Source organism: Phenylobacterium sp. (assembly GCF_030697925.1).
GTDB lineage: Bacteria > Pseudomonadota > Alphaproteobacteria > Caulobacterales > Caulobacteraceae > Phenylobacterium.
Genome location: NZ_JAUYOJ010000130.1, coordinates 38,825 through 59,419 on the forward strand (window position 1 = coordinate 38,825; position 20,595 = coordinate 59,419).

At 70.0% G+C, this 20,595-nt stretch carries 27 protein-coding genes; 24 read left to right on the plus strand and 3 right to left on the minus strand.

The window, feature by feature from the left end:
- Positions 1 to 53 precede the first annotated feature (53 nt).
- The 4 genes from Q8Q88_RS12065 (at position 54) to Q8Q88_RS12080 (ending at position 2,404) form a co-directional block, all read left to right on the plus strand.
- Positions 54 to 758 (plus strand): MgtC/SapB family protein, encoded by a 705-nt coding sequence (locus tag Q8Q88_RS12065; RefSeq protein WP_371129852.1) that lies wholly within the window; start codon positions 54 to 56, stop codon positions 756 to 758.
- Positions 759 to 875: 117 nt separating this feature from the next.
- Positions 876 to 1,490 (plus strand): PEPxxWA-CTERM sorting domain-containing protein, encoded by a 615-nt coding sequence (locus Q8Q88_RS12070; protein WP_305675434.1) that lies wholly within the window; start codon positions 876 to 878, stop codon positions 1,488 to 1,490.
- 66 nt (positions 1,491 to 1,556) lie between these two features.
- On the plus strand, positions 1,557 to 1,889 hold the full coding sequence (locus tag Q8Q88_RS12075) for a YqjD family protein (protein ID WP_305675435.1): 333 nt from the start codon (positions 1,557 to 1,559) through the stop codon (positions 1,887 to 1,889).
- 47 nt (positions 1,890 to 1,936) lie between these two features.
- Positions 1,937 to 2,404 carry a hypothetical protein gene (locus tag Q8Q88_RS12080; RefSeq protein WP_305675436.1) on the plus strand — a complete coding sequence of 156 codons (468 nt, stop codon included), beginning with the start codon at positions 1,937 to 1,939 and terminating at the stop codon, positions 2,402 to 2,404.
- A gap of 23 nt (positions 2,405 to 2,427) precedes the next feature.
- Here Q8Q88_RS12080 and Q8Q88_RS12085 read toward each other — a convergent pair whose 3' ends face one another.
- Positions 2,428 to 4,413: a translation factor GTPase family protein gene (locus Q8Q88_RS12085; protein ID WP_305675437.1), complete on the minus strand. Its 1,986-nt coding sequence runs from the start codon at positions 4,411 to 4,413 to the stop codon at positions 2,428 to 2,430.
- A 169-nt stretch (positions 4,414 to 4,582) separates the two neighbouring features.
- Between Q8Q88_RS12085 and Q8Q88_RS12090 the strand changes: the two genes are divergently transcribed.
- Positions 4,583 to 5,311, plus strand: coding sequence for a hypothetical protein (locus tag Q8Q88_RS12090; RefSeq protein ID WP_305675438.1), 729 nt, complete (start codon positions 4,583 to 4,585; stop codon positions 5,309 to 5,311).
- A gap of 413 nt (positions 5,312 to 5,724) precedes the next feature.
- Positions 5,725 to 6,507 (plus strand): site-2 protease family protein, encoded by a 783-nt coding sequence (locus Q8Q88_RS12095; RefSeq protein WP_305675439.1) that lies wholly within the window; start codon positions 5,725 to 5,727, stop codon positions 6,505 to 6,507.
- Positions 6,508 to 6,511: 4 nt separating this feature from the next.
- Here Q8Q88_RS12095 and Q8Q88_RS12100 read toward each other — a convergent pair whose 3' ends face one another.
- Positions 6,512 to 6,721, minus strand: coding sequence for a hypothetical protein (locus Q8Q88_RS12100; protein WP_305675440.1), 210 nt, complete (start codon positions 6,719 to 6,721; stop codon positions 6,512 to 6,514).
- Positions 6,722 to 6,818: 97 nt separating this feature from the next.
- Entirely contained in the window at positions 6,819 to 7,457 is a 639-nt protein-coding gene (locus tag Q8Q88_RS12105; RefSeq protein ID WP_305675441.1) for a protocatechuate 3,4-dioxygenase, read from the minus strand.
- 191 nt (positions 7,458 to 7,648) lie between these two features.
- Between Q8Q88_RS12105 and Q8Q88_RS12110 the strand changes: the two genes are divergently transcribed.
- The 18 genes from Q8Q88_RS12110 (at position 7,649) to tilS (ending at position 20,346) form a co-directional block, all read left to right on the plus strand.
- Entirely contained in the window at positions 7,649 to 7,861 is a 213-nt protein-coding gene (locus tag Q8Q88_RS12110; RefSeq protein ID WP_305675442.1) for a hypothetical protein, read from the plus strand.
- Positions 7,862 to 7,863: 2 nt separating this feature from the next.
- Positions 7,864 to 8,166, plus strand: coding sequence for a hypothetical protein (locus tag Q8Q88_RS12115; RefSeq protein ID WP_305675443.1), 303 nt, complete (start codon positions 7,864 to 7,866; stop codon positions 8,164 to 8,166).
- Between the two features lie 115 nt (positions 8,167 to 8,281).
- On the plus strand, positions 8,282 to 8,797 hold the full coding sequence (locus Q8Q88_RS12120) for a hypothetical protein (protein WP_305675444.1): 516 nt from the start codon (positions 8,282 to 8,284) through the stop codon (positions 8,795 to 8,797).
- A gap of 45 nt (positions 8,798 to 8,842) precedes the next feature.
- The gene (locus Q8Q88_RS12125) at positions 8,843 to 9,520 is read left to right on the plus strand and encodes a superoxide dismutase (RefSeq protein WP_305675445.1); all 678 of its coding nucleotides are present in this window, start codon (positions 8,843 to 8,845) and stop codon (positions 9,518 to 9,520) included.
- 273 nt (positions 9,521 to 9,793) lie between these two features.
- The gene (locus tag Q8Q88_RS12130; RefSeq protein ID WP_305675446.1) at positions 9,794 to 10,183 is read left to right on the plus strand and encodes a hypothetical protein; all 390 of its coding nucleotides are present in this window, start codon (positions 9,794 to 9,796) and stop codon (positions 10,181 to 10,183) included.
- 38 nt (positions 10,184 to 10,221) lie between these two features.
- Complete coding sequence (locus Q8Q88_RS12135; protein ID WP_305675447.1) at positions 10,222 to 10,701, plus strand: hypothetical protein; 480 nt, start codon at positions 10,222 to 10,224, stop codon at positions 10,699 to 10,701.
- A gap of 147 nt (positions 10,702 to 10,848) precedes the next feature.
- On the plus strand, positions 10,849 to 11,352 hold the full coding sequence (gene ruvC / locus Q8Q88_RS12140; RefSeq protein WP_305675448.1) for a crossover junction endodeoxyribonuclease RuvC: 504 nt from the start codon (positions 10,849 to 10,851) through the stop codon (positions 11,350 to 11,352).
- Positions 11,349 to 11,966, plus strand: a complete 618-nt coding sequence (gene ruvA, locus Q8Q88_RS12145) for a Holliday junction branch migration protein RuvA (protein ID WP_305675449.1) — start codon at positions 11,349 to 11,351, stop codon at positions 11,964 to 11,966. Before ruvC ends, ruvA begins: the two co-directional genes overlap by 4 nt.
- A 157-nt stretch (positions 11,967 to 12,123) precedes the next feature.
- A complete protein-coding gene (gene ruvB / locus Q8Q88_RS12150) occupies positions 12,124 to 13,167 on the plus strand; it encodes a Holliday junction branch migration DNA helicase RuvB (RefSeq protein ID WP_305675450.1) in 1,044 nt (347 codons plus the stop codon).
- A gap of 106 nt (positions 13,168 to 13,273) precedes the next feature.
- Entirely contained in the window at positions 13,274 to 13,654 is a 381-nt protein-coding gene (locus Q8Q88_RS12155; RefSeq protein ID WP_305675451.1) for a hypothetical protein, read from the plus strand.
- Positions 13,651 to 14,085, plus strand: a complete 435-nt coding sequence (locus Q8Q88_RS12160) for a YbgC/FadM family acyl-CoA thioesterase (RefSeq protein ID WP_305675452.1) — start codon at positions 13,651 to 13,653, stop codon at positions 14,083 to 14,085. The genes Q8Q88_RS12155 and Q8Q88_RS12160 overlap by 4 nt, the downstream gene beginning before the upstream one ends.
- Before the next feature lie 101 nt (positions 14,086 to 14,186).
- On the plus strand, positions 14,187 to 14,888 hold the full coding sequence (gene tolQ, locus Q8Q88_RS12165; RefSeq protein WP_305675453.1) for a protein TolQ: 702 nt from the start codon (positions 14,187 to 14,189) through the stop codon (positions 14,886 to 14,888).
- A 3-nt stretch (positions 14,889 to 14,891) separates the two neighbouring features.
- Positions 14,892 to 15,374: an ExbD/TolR family protein gene (locus tag Q8Q88_RS12170; RefSeq protein ID WP_305675454.1), complete on the plus strand. Its 483-nt coding sequence runs from the start codon at positions 14,892 to 14,894 to the stop codon at positions 15,372 to 15,374.
- A gap of 7 nt (positions 15,375 to 15,381) precedes the next feature.
- Positions 15,382 to 16,179, plus strand: coding sequence for an energy transducer TonB (locus tag Q8Q88_RS12175; protein ID WP_305675455.1), 798 nt, complete (start codon positions 15,382 to 15,384; stop codon positions 16,177 to 16,179).
- Positions 16,180 to 16,199: 20 nt separating this feature from the next.
- Complete coding sequence (tolB, locus tag Q8Q88_RS12180; RefSeq protein ID WP_305675456.1) at positions 16,200 to 17,495, plus strand: Tol-Pal system beta propeller repeat protein TolB; 1,296 nt, start codon at positions 16,200 to 16,202, stop codon at positions 17,493 to 17,495.
- Between the two features lie 190 nt (positions 17,496 to 17,685).
- Complete coding sequence (gene pal / locus Q8Q88_RS12185) at positions 17,686 to 18,174, plus strand: peptidoglycan-associated lipoprotein Pal (RefSeq protein ID WP_305675461.1); 489 nt, start codon at positions 17,686 to 17,688, stop codon at positions 18,172 to 18,174.
- Between the two features lie 97 nt (positions 18,175 to 18,271).
- Positions 18,272 to 19,108, plus strand: a complete 837-nt coding sequence (gene ybgF / locus Q8Q88_RS12190) for a tol-pal system protein YbgF (RefSeq protein ID WP_305675457.1) — start codon at positions 18,272 to 18,274, stop codon at positions 19,106 to 19,108.
- Positions 19,096 to 20,346 carry a tRNA lysidine(34) synthetase TilS gene (tilS, locus tag Q8Q88_RS12195; protein WP_305675458.1) on the plus strand — a complete coding sequence of 417 codons (1,251 nt, stop codon included), beginning with the start codon at positions 19,096 to 19,098 and terminating at the stop codon, positions 20,344 to 20,346. Before ybgF ends, tilS begins: the two co-directional genes overlap by 13 nt.
- The last annotated feature ends 249 nt before the right edge of the window (positions 20,347 to 20,595 follow it).

Below are 20,595 nucleotides of genomic sequence, written 5' to 3' on the forward strand. Positions count from 1 at the left end.
AGAAGGAACACACGCTAGCCCTCATCCCCTGCCGTGAAGCTTAACCGCGGCTCGTGCGTTCCAACCCCATGGACTGGTGGAACCCCGACCTCGTATGGCCCCTGGTGGGCGCGACCATCGCCGGCGGCCTGATCGGCTTCGAGCGCGAATACCGCAGCCGGCCCGCCGGCTTCCGCACCCACATCCTGGTCTGCCTGGCCTCGACCCTGCTGATGCTGGCGGCGGTCCATCAGGTGCGCTGGCTCAGCGACACGCCGCACGAGCTGATCCGTATCGACCCCGTGCGCATGGCCCACGGCGTCCTCACCGGGATTGGCTTCCTGTGCGGCGGGGTGATCTTCCGCGAAGGTCCCACCGTGCACGGCCTGACCACCGCGGCCTCGCTGTGGATCACCTCGGCGCTGGGCGTCCTCTACGGCGTCGGCTTCTACGGCCTGGCGATCGGCGGCACGGTCCTGACCCTGGCGGTGCTGGCCGGCCTGCGCTGGCTGGATTTCCACCTGCCGCATGTCAGCCACGTAGATGTCGCCATCCGCTATCGCCGCGACCAGGCGCCGGGCGAAGCGGCGTTCCGCGCCCTGATCGGCGAGTTCGGGCTGAAGGGCGAGGTGGTCCGCCAGAACCTGACCTCCGACGGGGTGATGGAGCTGGCCGCCACCGTCAAGGGACCACGGCCGGCGGCCACCGACCGGCTCGCCCAGCGCCTGAAGGCAGAACCCGGCGTCCTGGCCTTCGACATTGCTCCGCGCCACGAATGAGCCGTTTCCCCCCACACGGGACGGGGCAAGGTTAATTCGCCCGCCGCCGCCTGAAACAGCTTGGCCGCACCACTAGGCGTGAGCGAGATCGCCGCCAGTCTAGGTTGGGTGACGATCATGAAGACGGTTCTCGGGGCGCTGGCCCTCGCGCTTGCGGTCCTGGCGGGACCCGCCCAGGCCAAGCTCATCACCTTCGACGACCGCACACCGGTCGCCCAGGCGCTCACCTTCTACGAGGGCCTCGACTGGGAGAACATGAGCACCCTGGGCGCCGTCTGGTACGCCGGCTTCGAGGATACCGGCTTCGGCCATGGGACCGTCTCGCCGGAGAACGTCGCCTTCAACGCCGGCGGCGACGTGGTGGGCGCGGTGTCGCTGGCCACCGGGACCTTCGACTTCGAGAGCGCCTATTTCACCGCCGCCTGGATCGACGGCCTGCAGCTGCGCATCCAGGGTTTCAACGACGGGCTTGAACTCTTTTCCCAGGTGCTGAACCTCGACACCGCCGGGCCGACCTTCTTCGCCGCCGGCTGGGGCGGCCTCGACAAGCTGACCTTCACCACTTGGTACGACGGCTGCTCCTGCAAGGGCCGGCAGTTCGTGATGGACAATCTCAAGCTCACCTCCGAGGTCCCCGAGCCCTCCACCTGGGCGATGCTGGTCTTAGGCTTCGGCGGAGTCGGCGTCCTGATCCGCGGCGCGCGCCGCCGGGAGCAGACCGCGATCGCCTAGACGCGCCGGAACTGCCGGGACCGCGAGGTCGTTGTCTCTCCCGAAGCTTCAGGAGAACCCCAGGCCATGGTCGACCAGACGAACAACCAACCCACGCCCAAGCCCCGCCGCGCCGCGGCGCTGAAGCAGGCCGCCGCCCCCTTGGTCGGCGCAGCCTCCGACCTCGCCCATGAAGCCAAGGTGGCTCTGACCGAAAAGGCCAGCGTCCTGCAGGCCAAGGCCCAGGAGGGCTACGGCGTCGCGCGCCAGGAGGCCCGTAAGCGCCTGGGCGAGGCCGAGACCTTCGTTCAGGAGCGGCCCTACGCCTCGCTCGCCATCGCCGCCTTCGCCGGGTTCTTGATCGGCCACATCATCTCCAACGCCAAGACCAACGTCGTCTATCTCCGCGACGAGCGCTGACGCCGGCCCTCTAAGAATCTCCGCGGCGGGGTGCTAAAGCCCCGCCTATGAGCGCCATCCGCCTGTGGGCCCTGTCCAGCCACCACTCCGCCTTCCGCGTCGGCGGCTGGGCCCATCTGCGCCAGAGCGCCGATGGCCTGGCGGGGGCCGCGGGCGGCGCGCGCCACATCACCTCGGAGCGCACGGCCTTGGCCGGCCTGGCCGCGGCGCTCAAGGATTTGCCCGCCGGCGACCTGGTCGTCCATACGGACAGCGCGATCGTGCTCGGCCCGATCCGCGCCGTGATCCTGGGCGAGGCCACCGACCCGCCGGAGGCCGATCTCGACCTCTGGGTCCAGGTCCAGACCGCGTTCAAGGGCCGAACCGTGAGCTTCGTCCGCGCGCCCGTGACGCCGAACACCCCGCAGGCCTTCGCCGCCGCCTGGGCCGAGCTCGCCCGCGACAAGGCCAAGACCCACGGCCCCTTCGCCCACCCGATCCCCAGGCCCAACCTCGCCAAGGTCCAGGGGCTGTAGCGAGGGCCAACCCAACCTGATCGTCACGCCCGTCGCTTGAGGTTCAGCAGGTAGACCTTGCGGTCGAGCGGGTCCTGATCGGTTCGCGGTCGCGACGGGACAGGCCCGCGGACCGGCTGGTGCTGGTGGAAGGCGGTTTCCAGCACCCCCTCGCCGCGGGTCAGGGTCGGCAGCTTCTGCTGCAGCTCGTGCACCCTCGCCGCCGGGATCTCGCCCTCCAGCCGACAGGCGGGTCCCCGCATGAGCTGGGTGCGTGGGATGGCGTCCACCTGGGCCAGGACCGAGAGGATCGCCCCCAGGGTGTCGGCGGGGACCTCCAGCTCGAAACGCTGCATGGGCTCGCAAACCACGACCCCGGCCTGCTTCAGCGCGGCCATCAGCACCAAGGGCGTCAGATTGCGGAAGTCCCCGGCGGTGCTCGACATGCTCTTGTCGAAGATCGCATGCGAATGGCTCTGCCGCGGCTGGTAGCCGGAGTGGGTCATGGTCACCACGCAATCGGTGACCGCCCAGCCGTGCAGGCCCTGGGCCAGAGTCTTGAACACCGTCTCATCCACGGCCCGGTGGAAGGCGTGCGGGATCGAGCCGAACTCCACCTCCAGCCGGAAGGTGACGCCGGAATCGATCGGCGCCGGATCGATCCGCAGGCCCACCGTGGCCAGGAATGGATTGGAGCCTTCGCGCAGCACCTCCACGGCGCAGCCGGTCCCGACCGGCCGCTCGACGCAGATGGTCGTGGTCTCGCGGAATTCGACCTCGACGCCGTACTCGCTGGCCAGGGTCTCCTGGATGACCTCCTTCTGCACCTCGCCATAGAGCGAGACGTAGATCTCCTGGCGGATGTCGTCCTGCCGCAGGTTGATCAGCGGGTCCTGCTCGGCGAGCTGGACCAGGGCGCCCAGCAGGGCGCCGCGCTCCGCCGCCTGGCGCGGAACGATCACCGTCTCCAGGGTCGGCGGCGCGAAATGGCGCTGGGCCGAGCCCGCTCGCGGCAGGCCGATCGCGTCGCCGATCTCGATGTCGCCCAGGCCCCATAGCTTGCCGATCTGGCCGGCGGCGAGAATTTCGCGCTTCACCGCGCCGCCCCGGTCGAAGACCCCGATGGCGGTGACCTTGGCCGCCTTGCCCCGGCCGAAGGTCAGGCGGTCCCGCGTCCGCAGGGTTCCGGAGAACATGCGGACAAAGGCGATCTTCTCGCCCGCCGGCCCGCGCTCGACCTTGAACACAGCGCCGGAGACCGGGCCGTCCACGTCGGCGCGCGCCCGTGGCAGCAGCCGGGCCGCCCCCGCCATCAGCGGCTCGACCCCGGCGCCGGTGATCGCCGAGCCGAAATAGACCGGGTGGACCAGGGCCCGCCGGACCTGGGTGGCCAGCCCTCTGCGGAGCCGGCCAGGCGAGATGAAGCTTCCACCTTCCAGATAGGCGGCCAGCATGAGGTCGTCCTGGTCGGCCAGTCGCTCGACGAGGCGCGCCCTGAACCTGGGGTCCTCGATGTCGAACGGGGTGAAACCGGCGTCCCGCCCGCCGAGATCGCGGGCCGATCCCATGGCGACGATCGCCGGGGTCAGCCGCTCGGAAATCGCCCGCAGGACCGCCTGGTCCTGAGCCCCGCGGCGGTCGATCTTGTTGACGAAGATCAGCGTCGGAATCGTCAGCCGCTGCAGGGTCCGCATCAGGACGCGAGTCTGGGCCTGCACCCCTTCCACGGCCGAGATCACCAGCACCGCGCCGTCCAGCACGGCCAGCACCCGCTCCACCTCGGCGATGAAGTCCGGGTGGCCGGGCGTGTCGATCAGGTTGACCGCGACGTCGCCCACCACGAAGGAGGCGACGGCGGTCTTGATGGTGATCCCGCGTCGCCGCTCCTGATCCAGGGAGTCGGTCTGGGTGTCGCCGTCGTCAACGCTGCCGATCGCCGCTATGGCGCCGGCCTCGTAGAGCAGTCGTTCGGTGAGGCTAGTCTTGCCGGCGTCTACGTGCGCCAGAATCCCCAAGTTGAGCGTGGGCATAGAGCTTCAAATCCTGTCGATAAGAGGAATCTCCTTTCGCGATGGACATGAAGCTTCGGCGCACAGGGCTCTCCGGGATCGGTTGTTCGGACACTCAGGACAACAGATGCCTGGCCCCCTGGCAACCGGGCCCTGGCGCAAACCTCGGCCTTGGGTAGGAATAGGCGCCGTGAGTGACCCTGCCGCCATAGTCGCCCTGCTGGCGCCCTTCCGCCCGGCGGCCGGACCCTTCGTGGTCGGGGTCACCGGCTCGGTGGCGGTGGGCAAGAGCACCTTCGCCCAGGCGCTGAAGGTGGCCTTCGAGGCGAGCGCGCAGCGCGTGGAGCTCGTCTGCACCGACGGCTTCCTGCGGTCCAACGCCCGGCTGGAGGAGCTGGGCCTCACCGTCCAGAAGGGCTTCCCCGCCAGCTACGACCACGCCGCCCTGCGCGCCGCCCTGGAGGGCGTCCGCCACGCGCCCACCCGTTTCCCCGGCTACAGCCACGTGACCTACGACGTCGACGAGGCGCTGGCCCGCGAGGTCGCCCCGCCCGACGTGCTGGTCATCGAGGGCCTGGCCCTGCGCCATCCCCTGACCGGCCCGCCCGGCCTGCTGGACGCCTTGGTCTATCTGGAGGCCGACGAGGCCGACCTGGAGCGCTGGTTCGTCGCCCGCTTCATGGGCCTCTGGGACCTGGCCGAGCATGACCCGACATCCTTCTACGCCCGCTTCCGGTCCATGAGCCGCCCGGAGGCGCAGGCCTTCGGCAAGATGGTGTGGGAGCGCATCAACCTGCCCAACCTGCGCGACCACATCGCCCCGGCCCGCGCCCTCGCCGACCTGGTGGTCCGCAAGGCGGGCGATCATGCTATCGCAGGCGTCGAGACGCCCTACGTGACGGGACAACTGGATGTATAGGGGCATTGCCTTGGGGGCCATCGCCGTCATGGCGGTCGGAGCTTGTCAGTCGACACACGGGCCTCGTACGGCGGACGCCTGCGTAGCACTCGATCCGAGGCCCTGGCGCGCCCTGACTCAGCTCCCCACCGGCGCCGAAGCGATGCGCCAGATCGCGGCGCGGCGCTCTTCAATTCCGAATCCGCCCAGCTATGACCGCGAGCGCTGGTACGATCTGCCGAATGGCGAGGTCATGCTCTGTCGCTCCGACCGAGCAGATTGCGTCGGTGAGTCGTGGCGGTTCGCCCCAACCGAAGGCGGCGAGCCGACTATCACCAATACTGACGCCTGGGTTTGTGTCGCGGACGAGCTGAGATAGCCCGCCACCGCATATATACCAGCTATCCTGCCGCCCTACCCTGATCGGAGCCCCCTTGGCCGACGCCGTCCTGCCCACGACCGACCGCCCGCCGATCAGCCCCAATGCGTTCATCCTGCTGGCGGCCTGGATCGCATCGGGCTTTGCGCTCGCCCTGGTCCCGGAGGCCACGGGCCCGCTGACCTTCGCCTTCGTGGTGCTGGGCTGGATCGCCGCGGTGGTGGTCCATGAGTTCGGCCACGCCTTCACCGCCCACAAGGCCGGCGACCCGACCATCGCCGAGAAGGGCTACCTCACCCTCGACCCGCTGAAATACGCGGACCTGGGCACCTCCATCGTCATCCCGGTCATCGCGCTCGTCCTGGGCGGCATCGGCTTTCCGGGGGGCGCGGTCTATCTGCGCGAGGACATGATGCGCACGCGAGCTTGGCGCTCCCTGGCCAGCCTGGCCGGACCCGCCGGCACCTTCGTGGTCCTGCTGGCGCTGGGCGGCGTCATCCACCTCGCGGCCCCGGCCCTGCCCGGCGGCGCGGGCAATCCCCTGGTCGCGGCGCTGGCCTTCCTGGCCTTCCTGCAGGCCACGGCCCTGGTGCTGAACCTGCTGCCGGTCCCGGGCCTCGACGGTTTCGGCATCCTGCGCCCCTGGCTGGCCCAGGCCGTGCGCCGGCGGCTGGCGCCCATCGAGGGGATCGCCATGCTGGCCCTGCTGGCCCTGCTGTTCTTCGTGCCCTTCGCCGCGCGGCTGTTCTTCGGCGTGGCCCTGCTGCTCACCGACATCCTGGCCCTGCCCCGCGAGCTGATCCAGGCCGGTTGGGACGCATTCAAGTTCTGGAGCTAGCGCTTCAGGCGTGGGCCTCGCCCGGCTCGGCGGCGCGGGCGCTTAGCCGACCGGCGAAGGTGCTCACATGCCGCGCGCCCTGCCACAGCTCGGCGCCGAAGGCGTTGACCAGGCGCGAGGCCCGCTCAAGGGCCTGCGCCTCCGAGGCGCACGACCATTCCTCCGCCCGCGCCACCTGGCCCGCGGAATCGAACACATAGAGCCGATAATCCATCTCGCCGTCCTCCGTCCTTGACGGCAGACGAACCGGCGCCCGCGCCGCCCGGTTCCTTCACGTTCTGCGTGTGTGCGCGAGCAGCAGGCGTGCCGCCCTACCCGTCCATCAGCACGATGTCCCAGCGGTACCTGCCCGCCCCGGCCGCGACCGCCACGGAGGTCCCAGCCTGGTCGGCGAGGCCCTTATAGAGCTGGTCCCTGGCGTTCAGCGCCGCCTCCTCGGGGAAGTACATCTGGGCGTTCAGCCGGTGGGCGCTCCCGCGCACGTCGAAATGGATGTGCGGCGTCCTCAGGCCGATCGGCGAGTCATAGGCGGCCGGCTTGATGGTGGTGATCCGCCAGCCGCCGTCCTTGTCGGTGCGCAGGTTGGCGAAGCCCTGGAAGTTGGGGTCCAGCGGCGCCTTGCTGATGTCGTTGGGGTGGGCGTAGCGGCCCGCGGCGTTGGCCTGCCAGATCTCCAGGGTCGCGTCGCGCATCGGCGCCCCGTGCCGGTCCAGCACCCGGCCCGAGACCTCGATGACCTCGCCCAGCGCGCGCGCCTTGTGGCCCTTCAGCCAGACCAGGTCGGCGTCGGCCTCGGCCAGGTGGCCCACCGGATAGAAGGGGCCCATGGGCGACTCCGCCGTGCCCGCCAGCGGCGGCAGGGCCTGACCCTCCGCGCCGCGCCCGCCGGTGACCAGCGCCGCCCCGGCCATGACCGCGAAACCCCGACGCGAAACCAGAAGACTGTTCACTGACGCCTCCCATATCTGCGTTCATCCCGGGGGCGATTGGATACCCACGGGCGGCCAAGTCCATTGGAACTTGTTCAACTTTCCGCCCGCACCCTGAGGCTGCGCCGCCCAGCGAAATGCAGCCGGAACGGAGTCGCCGGGCCGGAGATGTTCTGCTTTTGTTCGATGTCAACATGTCAGCAGGAGCCCCCATGACCAAGGTCCGCTACACCGGCGTCACCGACCCCAAGGCCGCCTTCGAGGCCCTGCGCGACTATCACCACGCCCTGATCAAGCTGCAGACCCGCTGCCGGCCGTTCGGCGCCGACTACCTGGTGATCCTGGCCGCCAAGGAGGCCCTGGAGACCGCCGCCTTCCACTTCACCCGCGACAGCGGCTTCTATGCGGGGGCGCCGCACGGCTGACCATGCGCCCGCTGGCCAACCTCGCCGACGCCAGGCTGGAGGACGCCCGCCGCTATCCGGGCTGCGTCCTCATGCTGGGCTGCGAGATCTGCGGCTGGGCCCGGGGCTATGACGTGGGCAAGATCATCAACCGCCTCTACGAGCTGCGCGACGGCGGCTTCACCACCCTGGTCTCGGACGTGGCCAGGTCGGTGAAGCGGCCGTGTCCGCGGTGCAAGGGCAAGCACTGGACGACCCAGTTCGCCTACCCGGCCCACATCGACGCGCGGGAGTCGAAGCGACTGGCGGGGCGGTATCGGAACTGATGGGGCGGCTTCTTGCTAAATCCACGACGCAGGACTAGCCGTATGCGTCCGGGATGAAGCGGTGTCCCGGTAAGGCTTCGGCCCAAGCACCGCGCAACTCCGCTTGGAGACGCGCATGGCTTCCAGTCGCACCTCACCCCGCCGATATCCAGCCCGTAGAGCCGTCGTCATCGGCCTGGGTCTTTCGCTGGCGTCCGGCCTGGCGAAAGCCGCCTGCCCACCCGTTCGGGTGCTCTTCGTCTGCCCGGCAGGCTCAGTCAAAAGCGCCATCGCCCGCGAAGCCCTTAAGCGCCGCGCCGCCGATGAGGGCGTTTCCCTATCCGTCTCCTCGCGTGGCGTGCATCCCGAGGACCATGTCTCCCCCGGCCTGGCGGCCAGACTCAAGGCCGACGGCCTCAATCCCGCCTCGGAGCCACTTCGCCTGCTGACGCAAGCCGACGTCGCTCAGGCCGACATGGCCATCGCCTTCGACGCGGCGGCGGACGAGCCGATGTTGCGTTCGGCGCAGGCGTGGAAGACCCCTTCCTGGAATGGAGACTACGCCGCCGCCAAGGCCGATCTGGATGGCCGGCTTGCCCTGCTGCTGGTGGAACTCAAGGCGCGCGCCACGCGCCCTTGTGGAGCACCATGACCGCGCCGCGCGCTCTAGGATGACCTCGCACGACAGGAGAACGAGATGACGGAAGCCGCCTTCGACCGACGCGCCCTGCTCGCCGCGACAGGATTGCTGGCCGCCGCCCTCCCGGTCGCGGCTCAACCCGCCGCCTTCGCGCCGAAGCCCCTACCCCTCAATCCCAAGGCAGTTCCGGGCCTGTCCGAGAAGCTGCTCATCAGCCATCACGACAACAACTATGTCGGCGCCGTGAAGCGCCTGGGCGCGATCCGCGCCGAGTTCGGCAAGCTCGATTTCGCCACGGCTTCCATGTTCCAGATGAACGGCCTCAAGCGGGAGGAGCTGATCGCCTGGAACTCCATGATCCTGCACGAACTCTATTTCGCGGGACTGGCGGCGCGGGCCGCCCCCAGCACAGGCCTCGCTCAGGCCCTCGAGCGTGATTTCGGCAGCCATGATCGTTGGGCCGGAGAGTTCACGGCGATGGGCAAGGCGCTGGGCGGCGGGTCAGGCTGGGTGCTGCTGACCTATAGCCGACATGACGGAAGGCTCGTGAACACCTGGGCCTCCGATCACACCCAGACGCTCGCGGATGGCGCGCCCCTCCTGGCGCTCGACATGTACGAGCACGCCTATGCCTTGGACTACGGCGCAAAGGCCGCCGACTACGTGGACGCCTTCATGAATGCGATGACCTGGTCGGAAGCCAATCGTCGGTTCGTTTCCGCCTCGCGGGCCTGATGTTTCGCGATCTCATCGCCTGGCCCGACCGTTCCGGCCCTCGGCTCAGGCCTTGACGGCGAGGCCGTCGCCATCGAAGAGATCAGCCACGGCTGGCGCGTCTGGTTCTACCGCCAGCCCATCGGCCTCATCGATCCCCAAGGCCGCAGACTGTTACCCGTCCAACCGGGCTGAACTGTTACCTATCCATCCGCTGGACAACGTGTGCTGCCGGGTTGGAGAGGTGACAGACCAGCCCGGATAGATGGGTAACAGTCCCGGCTTTGGGGGGCTGTGCTTTCCGTGTTTTCGGTGGTCGATCTTGGCTTCGCCAGCCTCGCCGACGCCCAGCTGGAGGATGCCCGCCGCTATCCGGGCTGCGTCCTCATGCTGGGCTGCGCGGTCTGCAGCTGGGCCAGGGGCTACGAGGTAGGGGAAGCCCGCCTCTACGAGCTGCGCGACGGCGGCTTCACCACCCTGGTCTCGGATGTGGCGGGCTCGGTGAAGCGGCCGTGTCCGAAGTGCAAGGGCAAGGACTGGGTGACCCAGCTGGCCTACCCGGGCCACATCGACGCGCGCGAGACCAAGCGGCTGGCGGGGGCGGTATCGGAATTGGAGCGGCGACGTCTGAACGATCAGCCACTTCTCGCTTTACGAGAGGTCCATTGCACCCACAACCGGTGAGACCTACGGTCCCGTCAACTTTTTGAGCGGGGGCTCCAATGAAAGCACTGAAACTGGCGATGACGGCGATTCTTGCCGTCTCGACCGCCGGCTGCGCGACGCGAGCGAGTTCCGTAGCGCCTGTCTCGATCTCGGCGAACGAATACTCGACGCTGAACTGCGCCGACTCCCGCGCGGAGGCCAACGCGGCTCGGGAACGGGCGTTTGCGCTGAGCCGGCGGCAGAACAACGCCGCCACCGCAGACGCCGCGGCGGTGTTCCTCTTCCTGCTTCCCTTGGGCTCGGTGTTTGGCGCCGACGTCTCGGGCGAGCTCGCCCAAGCCAAGGGCGAAGTCCTAGCCCTGGATCGCCGGGTCCGCATGGCCTGCGACGCACAGGTGTCCGGCGCGCCGGTCCAGGAGGCCGCCGCAATGCCTGGCCCCACGGGGGTTCCGGCGACGCAAGGCCTCGTCAAGCCAGCCAAGGCCTGCGGAATGGTCAAGCAAGCCAACGGCGGGTCGCGCCTCGTTCCCTGCTGAGGGGGCCGCGCAATTCGCCAACCTATTGGCTAGCACCCGTTCGATAGTTCGCGATCCCGGCGCGTGCAGCGCGCCCCTCAACGTTTGCTTAACCCTGCCGACGTCCTGTATCTCTCCGTGGAACAGATGACGAACGCGCCGATTCCCATGACCGCTTCCCTCCGCATCCTCGGCCTCGATCCCGGCCTGCGCCGCACGGGCTGGGGCGTGATCGCGGTGGAGGGATCGCGGCTGACCCATGTGGCCCACGGGGTCATCGCGCCCAAGGACAGCCTGCCCTTCGCCGAGCGGCTGCTCTGCCTGTTCGACGCCATCTCCGAGGTCGTCGCCCTCCACGCGCCGCACGAGGCCGCGGTGGAGGAGACCTTCATGAACAACAACGCCGCCTCGGCGCTGAAGCTGGGCCACGCCCGGGCCATGGCCATGATCGTGCCCGCCCGTGCCGGCTTGCTGGTGGCCGAATACGCCGCCACCGTGGTCAAGAAGTCGGTGGTCGGGACCGGGGCGGCCGACAAGGACCAGGTGGGCTTCATGATCGCGCGCCTGCTGCCCACCGCGGGCAAGACCACCGCCGACGCCGCCGACGCCCTGGCCGTCGCCATCGCCCACGCCCACCACCGCCGGGTCCGCAACCTCGGGGCCGCGGCGTGATCGGCCGGCTGCGCGGCCTGGTCGCCGAGGTCGGCGAGGAAGACGCCCTGATCGACGTGGCCGGGGTCGGCTATGTGGTCCGCTGCGGTTCGCGCACGCTGGGCCACCTGCCGGCCATGGGCGAGGAGGCGGTGCTGCACGTGGAGACCCAGTGGTCCGAGGCAAACGGCATGAAGCTCTACGGCTTCCTGGGCCGCGACGAGCGCCGGGCCTTCGTCATGCTGCAGGCCATCCAGGGGGTGGGGCCCAAGGCCGCGCTCTCCGTGCTCGACGTCCTGCCGCCCGCGGAGCTCGCCCAGGCCTGCGCCCGCGACGACAAGGCCGCGGTCGGCCGCGCCAACGGGGTGGGCCCCAAGCTCGCCCAGCGCATCGTCACCGAGCTGAAGGACAAGCCGCTGACCGACGGCCCGGTGGCGGCCTTCCACGCCGGGGCGCTCACGCCCGCCACGCCGCCGCCGCCCTCCGCCGCCGGCGAGGCGGTGGCCGCCCTGCTGGGTCTCGGCGTCGCCGAGGTCAATGCGCGCCGCGTGGTCGAACAGGCCCACCTGCGGCTGGGCGAAGACGCCACCATCCAGGCCCTGATCAAGGCCGGCCTGCAGGAGCTGGGGCGGTGATTGAGTCCGACCACGGAAAACACGAAAAGCGCGGACAAGGCGCCCGTCAGGGCGCGATCTCCAGCGCGCAAACCACGACGGCTCGTTCGCAAGGATGGCGCTTCGCGCGTCCGCGCTTTTCGTGTTTTCCGTGGCCGGCCTTCATAGGGCCGCCCCTATGACCCGCATCATCTCCAGCGAACCCCAGGCGCAGGACGCCCCGACCCACGACAAGGCCCTGCGCCCGCAGACGCTGGCCGAGTTCGTCGGCCAGGAGCAGACCAAGGGCAATCTCAAGGTCTTCATCGAGGCGGCCAAGAGCCGCTCCGAGGCGCTCGACCACGTGCTGCTGTTCGGCCCGCCGGGCCTGGGCAAGACCACCCTGGCCCAGATCGTCGCCCGCGAGCTGGGGGTGAATTTCCGCGCCACCTCCGGCCCGGTCCTGGCCAAGGCCGGGGACCTGGCGGCGATCCTGACCAATCTCGAACCGCGCGACGTGCTGTTCATCGACGAGATCCACCGCCTGGCCGCCAATGTGGAGGAGATCCTCTATCCGGCCATGGAGGACCACGTCCTGGACCTGATGATCGGCGAGGGACCGTCCGCGCGTTCGATCCGCATCGACCTGGCGCCCTTCACCCTGGTGGCGGCGACCACCCGGGCGGGCCTGCTGGCCACGCCGCTGCGCGACCGGTTCGGCATCCCCCTGCGCCTGGAGTTCTACACCCACGGCGAGCTGCAGAAGGTGCTGGCCCAGGCGGCTCTGAAGATGGGCCTCAGCCTCGCGCCCGACGGCGCCGCCGAGATCGCCGCCCGCGCGCGGGGCACCCCGCGCGTCGCCGGCCGGCTGCTGCGCCGGGTGCGCGACTTCGCCACCGCCGACGGGGTGGTGGTGATCGACGGCAAGGCCGCCGCCCGGGCGCTCGCGCGCCTCGACGTCGACCCCGCCGGCCTCGACGCCCTGGACCGCCGCTACCTCACCGCCCTGATCGACAACTATGGCGGCGGCCCGGCCGGGGTGGAGACCTTGGCCTATGCGATCGCCGAGGCCCGCGACGCGGTGGAGGACGTGATCGAGCCCTTCCTGTTGCAGCAGGGCTTCATCCAGCGCACGCCGCGCGGCCGCATGGCCTGCGGCAAGGCCTACAGCCACCTGGGCCTCACCCCGCCCCCGCAGATCCAGGCGGGCGGGCAACCGACCCTGTTCGAGGACGACCAATAAAAGCCGTTCATCCCCGCGCAAGCGGGGATGAACGGAATAGGTGTGGATGCGCAGCTTCCGCGACTCCCCGACTTGCGCCATCCTCCCGACGAGGGGGAGCTCCGCGATGGCCCGCAACATCCTGCTCGTCGCCGTGGGCGTCGTCCTCTGGTTCGCCGCCGCCATGGTGGTCCGCTACGCCGCGCCGTTCGGGTGGTTCAGCCGCGACGCCGCCCCCATCGTCTTCGCGGTCAGCGCCGCCCTCGCGCCCCTGGTGGTGCTCGCCGTCCATCGCCTGACCGGCGGCGCGCCGGGCGGACACCTGCGGACCGCGGCGCTCGCCTCCACGCCGGCCCTGCTGCTGGACGGCATGGCCTTCGCGTGGCAGCCGCAGCTTTATGGCGTCCCGGACCTGACCCTGCCCGGCGCCTGGCTGCTCTACGGCGTCGGCGCGATCCTCGCCTCGGGGCTGACCTTGGACGTGGGGTCGTCTAGATCAGCGCCATGACTGAACAACCCTCCGCCGGCTGGCTCGACGGCCGCGAACACGTCCTGCCGGTGCGCATCTATTACGAGGACACCGACTTCACCGGCGTCGTCTATCACGCCAACTATGTCCGCTATTTCGAGCGCGGACGGAGCGACTTCCTGCGCCTCGCCGGCATCCGCCACGCCGAGCTGCAGGACCAGGACGCGGCCTTCGCCATCGTGCGCATGGCGTTGGAGTTCAAGCGCGTCGCGCGTATCGACGACGCGCTCGCCGTGCGCACCACCTATGACAGCGCCCGGGGGCCGCGGCTGTTCATCGGCCAGCAGATCTTCCGGGGCGAGGACCTGATCTGCCAGGCCCAGGTGGAGGCGGCCTGCATCGACCTCGCCGGCCGCCCGCGCAAGCCGCCGGCCGGCATGTTGGAACAGTTGCGTCCCTACTTCGCTTGAACAGGTCCGTGTTAAGCCGCGCTTAACCAAAAATGGCGGCCTTAAGATCGCCACCCCGGCGGGTTTTGAAGTCTAGCCCCGCCGCTATTCCTGGAGCCCGCATGGACGCCGCGCCGATCACCGCCGACAGCTTTTCGTTCATCAACCTGTTCCTGCGCGCCGACTGGGTTGTGAAGGGCGTGATGGTCGGGCTGATCCTGGCCAGCCTGTGGTCGTGGACCGTGATCCTCGACAAGGTCTTCCGCCTGACCGCGCTGAACCGCGAGGTCGACATCTTCGAGGACGAGGTGGCCTCCGGCCGCCCCCTGGAGGAGATCGCCGCCGACGCCGGGGAACGGCCGTCCCACGCCCTGCCCCGCATGCTGCAAGCCGCCCTGCGCGAGTGGCGCGAGGCCCGCCAGCGCGGGGTCAGCAACGAGAGCCAGGCCGCCTTCCTGATCCAGCGCATCGACCGCCAGCTCGACACCACCATCGCCCGCGAGAGCGCCCGCGTCGAAACCGGCCTCTCCTCGCTCGCCATCGTCGCCACCGCCTCGCCCTTCGTCGGCCTGTTCGGCACGGTCTGGGGGATCATGAAGGCCTTCCAGGCCATCGCCATCGAGAAGTCGACCAACCTCGCCGTCGTCGCCCCCTCCATCGCCGAAGCCCTGTTCGCCACGGCCGTCGGCCTGATCGCGGCTATCCCAGCTTACATCGCTTACAACCGCTTTTCGTCCGACGCCGGACGATATTCGGCCCGCCTCGAAGGCTTCGCCGACGACCTGTCGACCGCAATCCAGCGGCGCCTAGCCGAGCGGGGCTGAGCCATGGCGCTCTCCGCCCACGACGCCTTTTCCGCCACCGGCGGGTCGCGCCGCCGCCGCGGTCGCCGCAACCGCGGCGCCCTGGCCGAGATCAACGTCACCCCGCTGGTCGACGTGATGCTGGTGCTGTTGATCATCTTCATGGTCTCCGCTCCATTGCTGACCGTGGGCGTGGAGGTCGAGCTGCCCAAGACCGAGGCCGGGGCCATGGAGGACGATTCCGAGCCCCTGACGGTCTCGATCCGCGCCGACGGCTCGCTGTTCATCCAGGAAGATCCCGTGCCCTTCGCCGGAATGGCCCCGCGCCTCCGCGCCATGATCGGGGAGAGCGCCTCCAAGCCGATCTATGTCCGCGCCGACGGCAAGTCCTCCTATGAGGTGGTGGCCCAGGTGATGGCGGCGCTGGCCGCCTCCGGCTTCACCTCGATCAACCTGATCACCGATACGGGCGGGCCTTCCTCGGGCGGCGACGCCCGCAAGCGCTGAGGCCGGCATGGCGTCGCGCAGCCGCGAATTCTCTCCGGCGATGATCGCCTCGCTGGCCCTGCACCTGGGCGTGTTCGGGCTGGCCTTCGTCTCGTGGCCGTGGACGCGGGAGCTCTCGGTCGGCGCCTCGGTGCCGATCAACATCGTCTCCAACGCCCCCGACACCAACCTGCGCCAGGCCGTCCAGGCGCCGGAGGAGCAAACGGCCCAGACAGAGCAGCCCGTCCCCGACGCTCCGGCCGAGGCCGCCGCTCCGGACCCGGCCCCGATCCCGACCCCGCCCGCGCCGAAGCCCGCCTCCGCGGCGCCGCCCAAGCCCACCCTGAAGGCCCCGACCAAGCCCGCGCCCAAGCCGCAGAAGACCGCCAGCCTCGACCTCGACGCCCTGGCCGCCGACGTGGCCAAGGCCGCTCGCTCGTCGGGATCGCGGACCTCCTCGGCCGCCAAGGGCCCCGCCCGCCAGGAAACCGCCAAGGTGGCGCGCCCGGACATGGGTGACGGCATGGCCGCCAATGCGCTGAAGGGCCTGGCCGACGAACTGCAGCGGCGCTGGAACCCCAATTGCGAGGTCGAGGGCGGCCGCTCGATCAAGGTGCGGGTGACCTTCACCCTGGGCGCCGGCGGCCAGGTGATCGGTCAGGTCGAGGCCGGCGGCAAGGAACGCTCGGCCAACGCCGTCGAGCAGGCCGCCGCCGAACGCGCCATCCGCGCGGTCTACCAGGCCGCCCCCTTCAAGAACCTGCCCCGCGACTTCTACGGCGACCGCATCGCGGTCAACTTCAACGCCGCAGAGGCCTGTTCCTAGGCCTTCAGGAGACACGACCGATGCGACTGAAATCCCTTGCCCTGGCGGTGTTGGCGGTCCTCGCCACGACGCTCGCCGGCGCCGCGCCGGCCCGGGCCCAGATCGAGGTGGACGTCAATCGTGGCGACGTCCAGCCGCTGCCCGTGGCCATTCCCGCCTTCGGCGGCGCCCGCGGCGCGGAGATCGCCCAGGTCATCACCGCCAACCTGGAACGCTCGGGCCTGTTCCGACCTATCGACCAAGCCGCCTTCATCGAGAAGAGCCTGGACGTCAATGTCCAACCCCGGTTCCCCGACTGGAAGGCGATCAACACCCAGGCCCTGGTCAATGGCCAGGTGACCGTCGAGGGCGGCCGACTGACGGTCAATTTCCGCCTGTGGGACGTTTACGCCGAGCAGCAACTTCTCGGCCTGCAGTTCACATCCACCCCGGAGAACTGGCGGCGCGTGGCGCACAAGATCTCCGACGCCGTCTATGAGCGGCTGACCGGCGAGAAGGGCTATTTCGACACGAGGATTGTCTTCGTTTCCGAGAGCGGCGGGCGGCTGAACCGCATCAAGCGGCTTGGGATCATGGACCAGGATGGGGCCAATCCCAGCTACCTGACCGACGGCTCCTACATCGTCATGACGCCGCGGTTCTCCTCGACCAGCCAGGAGATCACCTACATGGCCCTGCGGCCGGAGGGCTCATCGATCTACCTGTTCAACCTGGAGACCGCCCGGCGCGAGACCCTCGGCAATTTCCCCGGCATGGTCTACGCCCCGCGCTTCTCGCCGGACGGTGGCCGCGTGGCCTTCTCGGTGGAGCGCAACGGCAACAGCGACATCTATGTGATGAACCTGCGCAACCGCGCCGCGGCCAAGCTGACCTCGGACCCCTCCATCGAGACCTCGCCCTCCTTCTCCCCCGACGGGACGCGGATCGTCTACAATTCCGACCGCGGAGGAAGCCCGCAGCTCTATGTAATGGGCGCGGACGGATCGGGCGCGCGGCGCATCTCCTTCGGCTCGGGGCGCTACACCACCCCGGTCTGGAGCCCGGTGGGCGATTTCATCGCCTTCACCAAACAGGTGGGCGGCCAGTTCCACATCGGTGTGATGAAGCCCGACGGCTCGGACGAGCGGCTGCTGACCACCAGCTATCTCGACGAGGGCCCCACCTGGGCGCCCAACGGCAGAGTTCTGATGTTCAGCCGGGAAACACCTGGCGGCGCCCCGCGTTTGTGGACGGTGGACGTCACCGGACGGATCCTGCGGCCCGCCCCTTATCCCGGCTCGGCCTCGGACCCGGCCTGGTCGCCGCTGTTGAATTAGTCGTTTCAGGTATTGGCGCGCCAAACGCGCCATCACCGGATTGTTAGGCCTTCAAAAAGCCGAATAGGTGCAGGTACTCGGAACGTCTGGGAACCCGCCGTCGTAAACATCAGAAGGAGAAGCCCACGTGCAGAGCTTCAATACCAAAGGCGCCGTTCGACTGGCCCTGATCGCCGCCGCGGCGCTGTCCATGACAGCCTGCGCGTCAAAGCCCAAGCCGCAGCCGCCCGCCCCGACGCCGCCAGCGCCGACGGCCCCGGCGCCGATGGAGCCGGCCCCGGCCCCGGCGCCTGCCCCTGTGGGCGTAGTCCCGGGCTCGACCCAGGACTTCGTCGTCAATGTCGGGGACCGGGTCTATTTCGACCTCGACCAGTATGACATCCGCTCCGACGCCGCACCGGTCCTCGACGCCCAGGCCGCCTGGCTGGTGCGCTATCCCGCCGTCCAGGTCCGTATCGAAGGCAATGCCGACGAACGCGGCACCCGTGAGTACAACCTCGCCCTCGGCTCGCGCCGGGCCAATTCGGTGCGCGAGCACCTGGTGAGCCGTGGCGTCGCCCCGAACCGCATCTCCACGGTGTCGTTCGGCAAGGAACGCCCGATCGATCCGGGCACCAGCGAAGAGGCCTATCAACGCAACCGGAACGCCGCCACGGCGATCACCGGCGGCGCGCGCTAGTCTCGAGCGCTTTCAGCATGCAGGCGGGGTCCCGGCTGGGACTCCGCCTGTTTTGCGAGCCGCAATTCGGTCGCCCGAACCAGGTTAGAGTGACGACATGATCTTCCGCCGCCTCGCCCTGCCCCTCGCCCTTGCGCTGATCTCGACCACGGCGCTCGCCCAGACCCCGATCGACCCGCTCGACGCCCGCGACGCGCGGCGGCTCGACCGCATGGAGCAGGTGATGCGTGAACTGCGCGCCATCGTCTTCCAGGGCCGCGACTCCGGCAAACCCGTGGTGATCCAACCGGCGGAGACCGACTACCAGCTCCAGGAGCTGACACGGCGCCTGGGCGAGCTGGAACAAAGCCTCACCCGCATGACCGGTGACCTGGAGAGCGCCACCCGCGACGGCGAACTGGCCCGTCGCGAGAACGAGGCCCTGAAGGGCCAGATCAAGAGCCTCTCCGACAAGATCGCCGCGTTTGAAACCCGCGCCGCGGCCGCGGAAATCCCGGTCGACGCCGGCTTGCCGGCGCCGGAGCTGTCCGGCGCACCGCCGACCCAGACCGCCACCGAGACCTTCAACCAGGCGCGGCAACTGATGCTGAGCGGCGACTATGACGGCGCCGAGGCCGGCTTCCGCGCCTACGTGGCGCGCTACGGCGACAGCCTCAAGGCGCCCGAGGCGCGCTACTGGCTGGGCAAGACCCTGTCGGCGCGCGCGGCCCACGCGGAGGCGGCGGGCGCCTATATCGGCGCGATCCGCGGCTGGCCGGCCACCCCCTGGGCGCCCGACGCCGTGGTCGAACTGGCCCGCGCCCTGATCCAGATCAAGAAGCCCGCTGACGCCTGCCAGACCCTGGCGGAGTTCTCGCGCCGCTACCCGAAGGCGCCCCCGGCCGTGCAGGGTCGGGCCGCCGCGGCGCGTAGCCAAGCCAAGTGCGCGGCCTAGCCCGCACCGGCGGCAATCTCGGCTGCGGCGGCGTCCTCGACCGCCGCCTGCGCACCGACAGCGACCGCCCCCTGGCCGTGGCCGTCTCCGGCGGTGGCGACTCCGTGGCCCTGGCCCTGATCGCCGACGCCTGGGCCCGCGGCCACGGCCGGCGGCTTCTGATCCTCACCGTCGATCACGGGCTTGGACCGCTAAGCCGGGACTGGACCCAAGCCTGCGCCGACCTCGCCACCCGGCTCGGAGCCGGGTTCCAGGCGCTGAGCTGGACGGGACGTAAGCCGTCTACGGGCCTGCCCGCCGCCGCGCGGGAGGCGCGCCACCGGCTGATCGCCACCGCCGCGCGCCAGGCCGGGGCGCGGGTCGTGCTGATGGGACACACGGCCGGCGATCGCGCCGAGGCGCAGATCATGCGGCTCGGCGGTTCGACCACCCCCAGTCCGCGCGAGTGGGCCCCCTCGCCGGCCTGGCCCGAGGGGCGCGACATCTTCCTGCTGCGCCCGCTGCTGGGCGCTGGGCGCGCCGAGATCCGGGCCTGGCTCACCGCCCGCGGCGAGACCTGGATCGACGACCCGGCCAATGACGACCCGCGCTTCGCCCGCGCCCGGGCGCGGCAGGCCCTGGCGACCAGGGCCGCAGCCTGCCCCGATCCCGTCACGGCGTCGCCGAGACCGGCGGAGCTGGCCATGGAGGTCCGCGACGACGACGCCGGCCTGCTGACCCTGCCGCGCGAGGCCCTGCGCCAGGGGGAGATCGAAGCCTTCGTGGGCGCCGCCTGCCTCTGTGCGTCGGGGACCTCCCGGCCGCCGCGCGGTGACCGAACCGCCCGCCTAGCCCAACGCCTGCGGGGTCACGAGACCTTCGCCGCGAGCCTGGCCGGCGCGCGCATCGAGGCCGGCGCCGAGGCGGTCCGGTTCCTGCGCGAACCCGGCGAGATGACGCGGCGGGGCCTTGAGCCCCTGGTCCTGGAGCCCGGGCACACCGAGGTCTGGGACGGTCGATTCGAGATCACCGCCGACCGCACGGTGACGATCCTGCCGCTCGCCGGCCTCGCCGCGCGGTTGCCGCCCGGCCAGCGCCAGGGTCTCGCCGACCTCCCGCCCAGCGCCCGCCAGGGCCTTCCGGTGGTGGTGGATGGGGATCGGGTCGCCCTGGCCGCCGGAGCCCCCGGCCTGACCGTCCGCGCCCTGGCCCACGCGCGCCTGATGGCCGCCTGCGGCGCGGTGGCGCGCGAGCCTTAGAGCGTGAGAGCCTGAAGTGGATGCTGGTTCAGGCGGCCGTCACGCTCTAAGCATTTGAAGATAGACCATTTTATCCGATCAGCTGCTTCCATCCAATCGGGAAAGGGCCTTCTGTAACGGGCCTTCGTCAGTCAATCCCTCTTGAGGTCGATCCTTCGCCGGGGTCTTGCTTCTGTCCGTGGTCGGCGCGGGGCCGCCACCTGATGGGATCGGATGAGAACCAGGCCGGCCCATCTAGGAGGCGCGGTT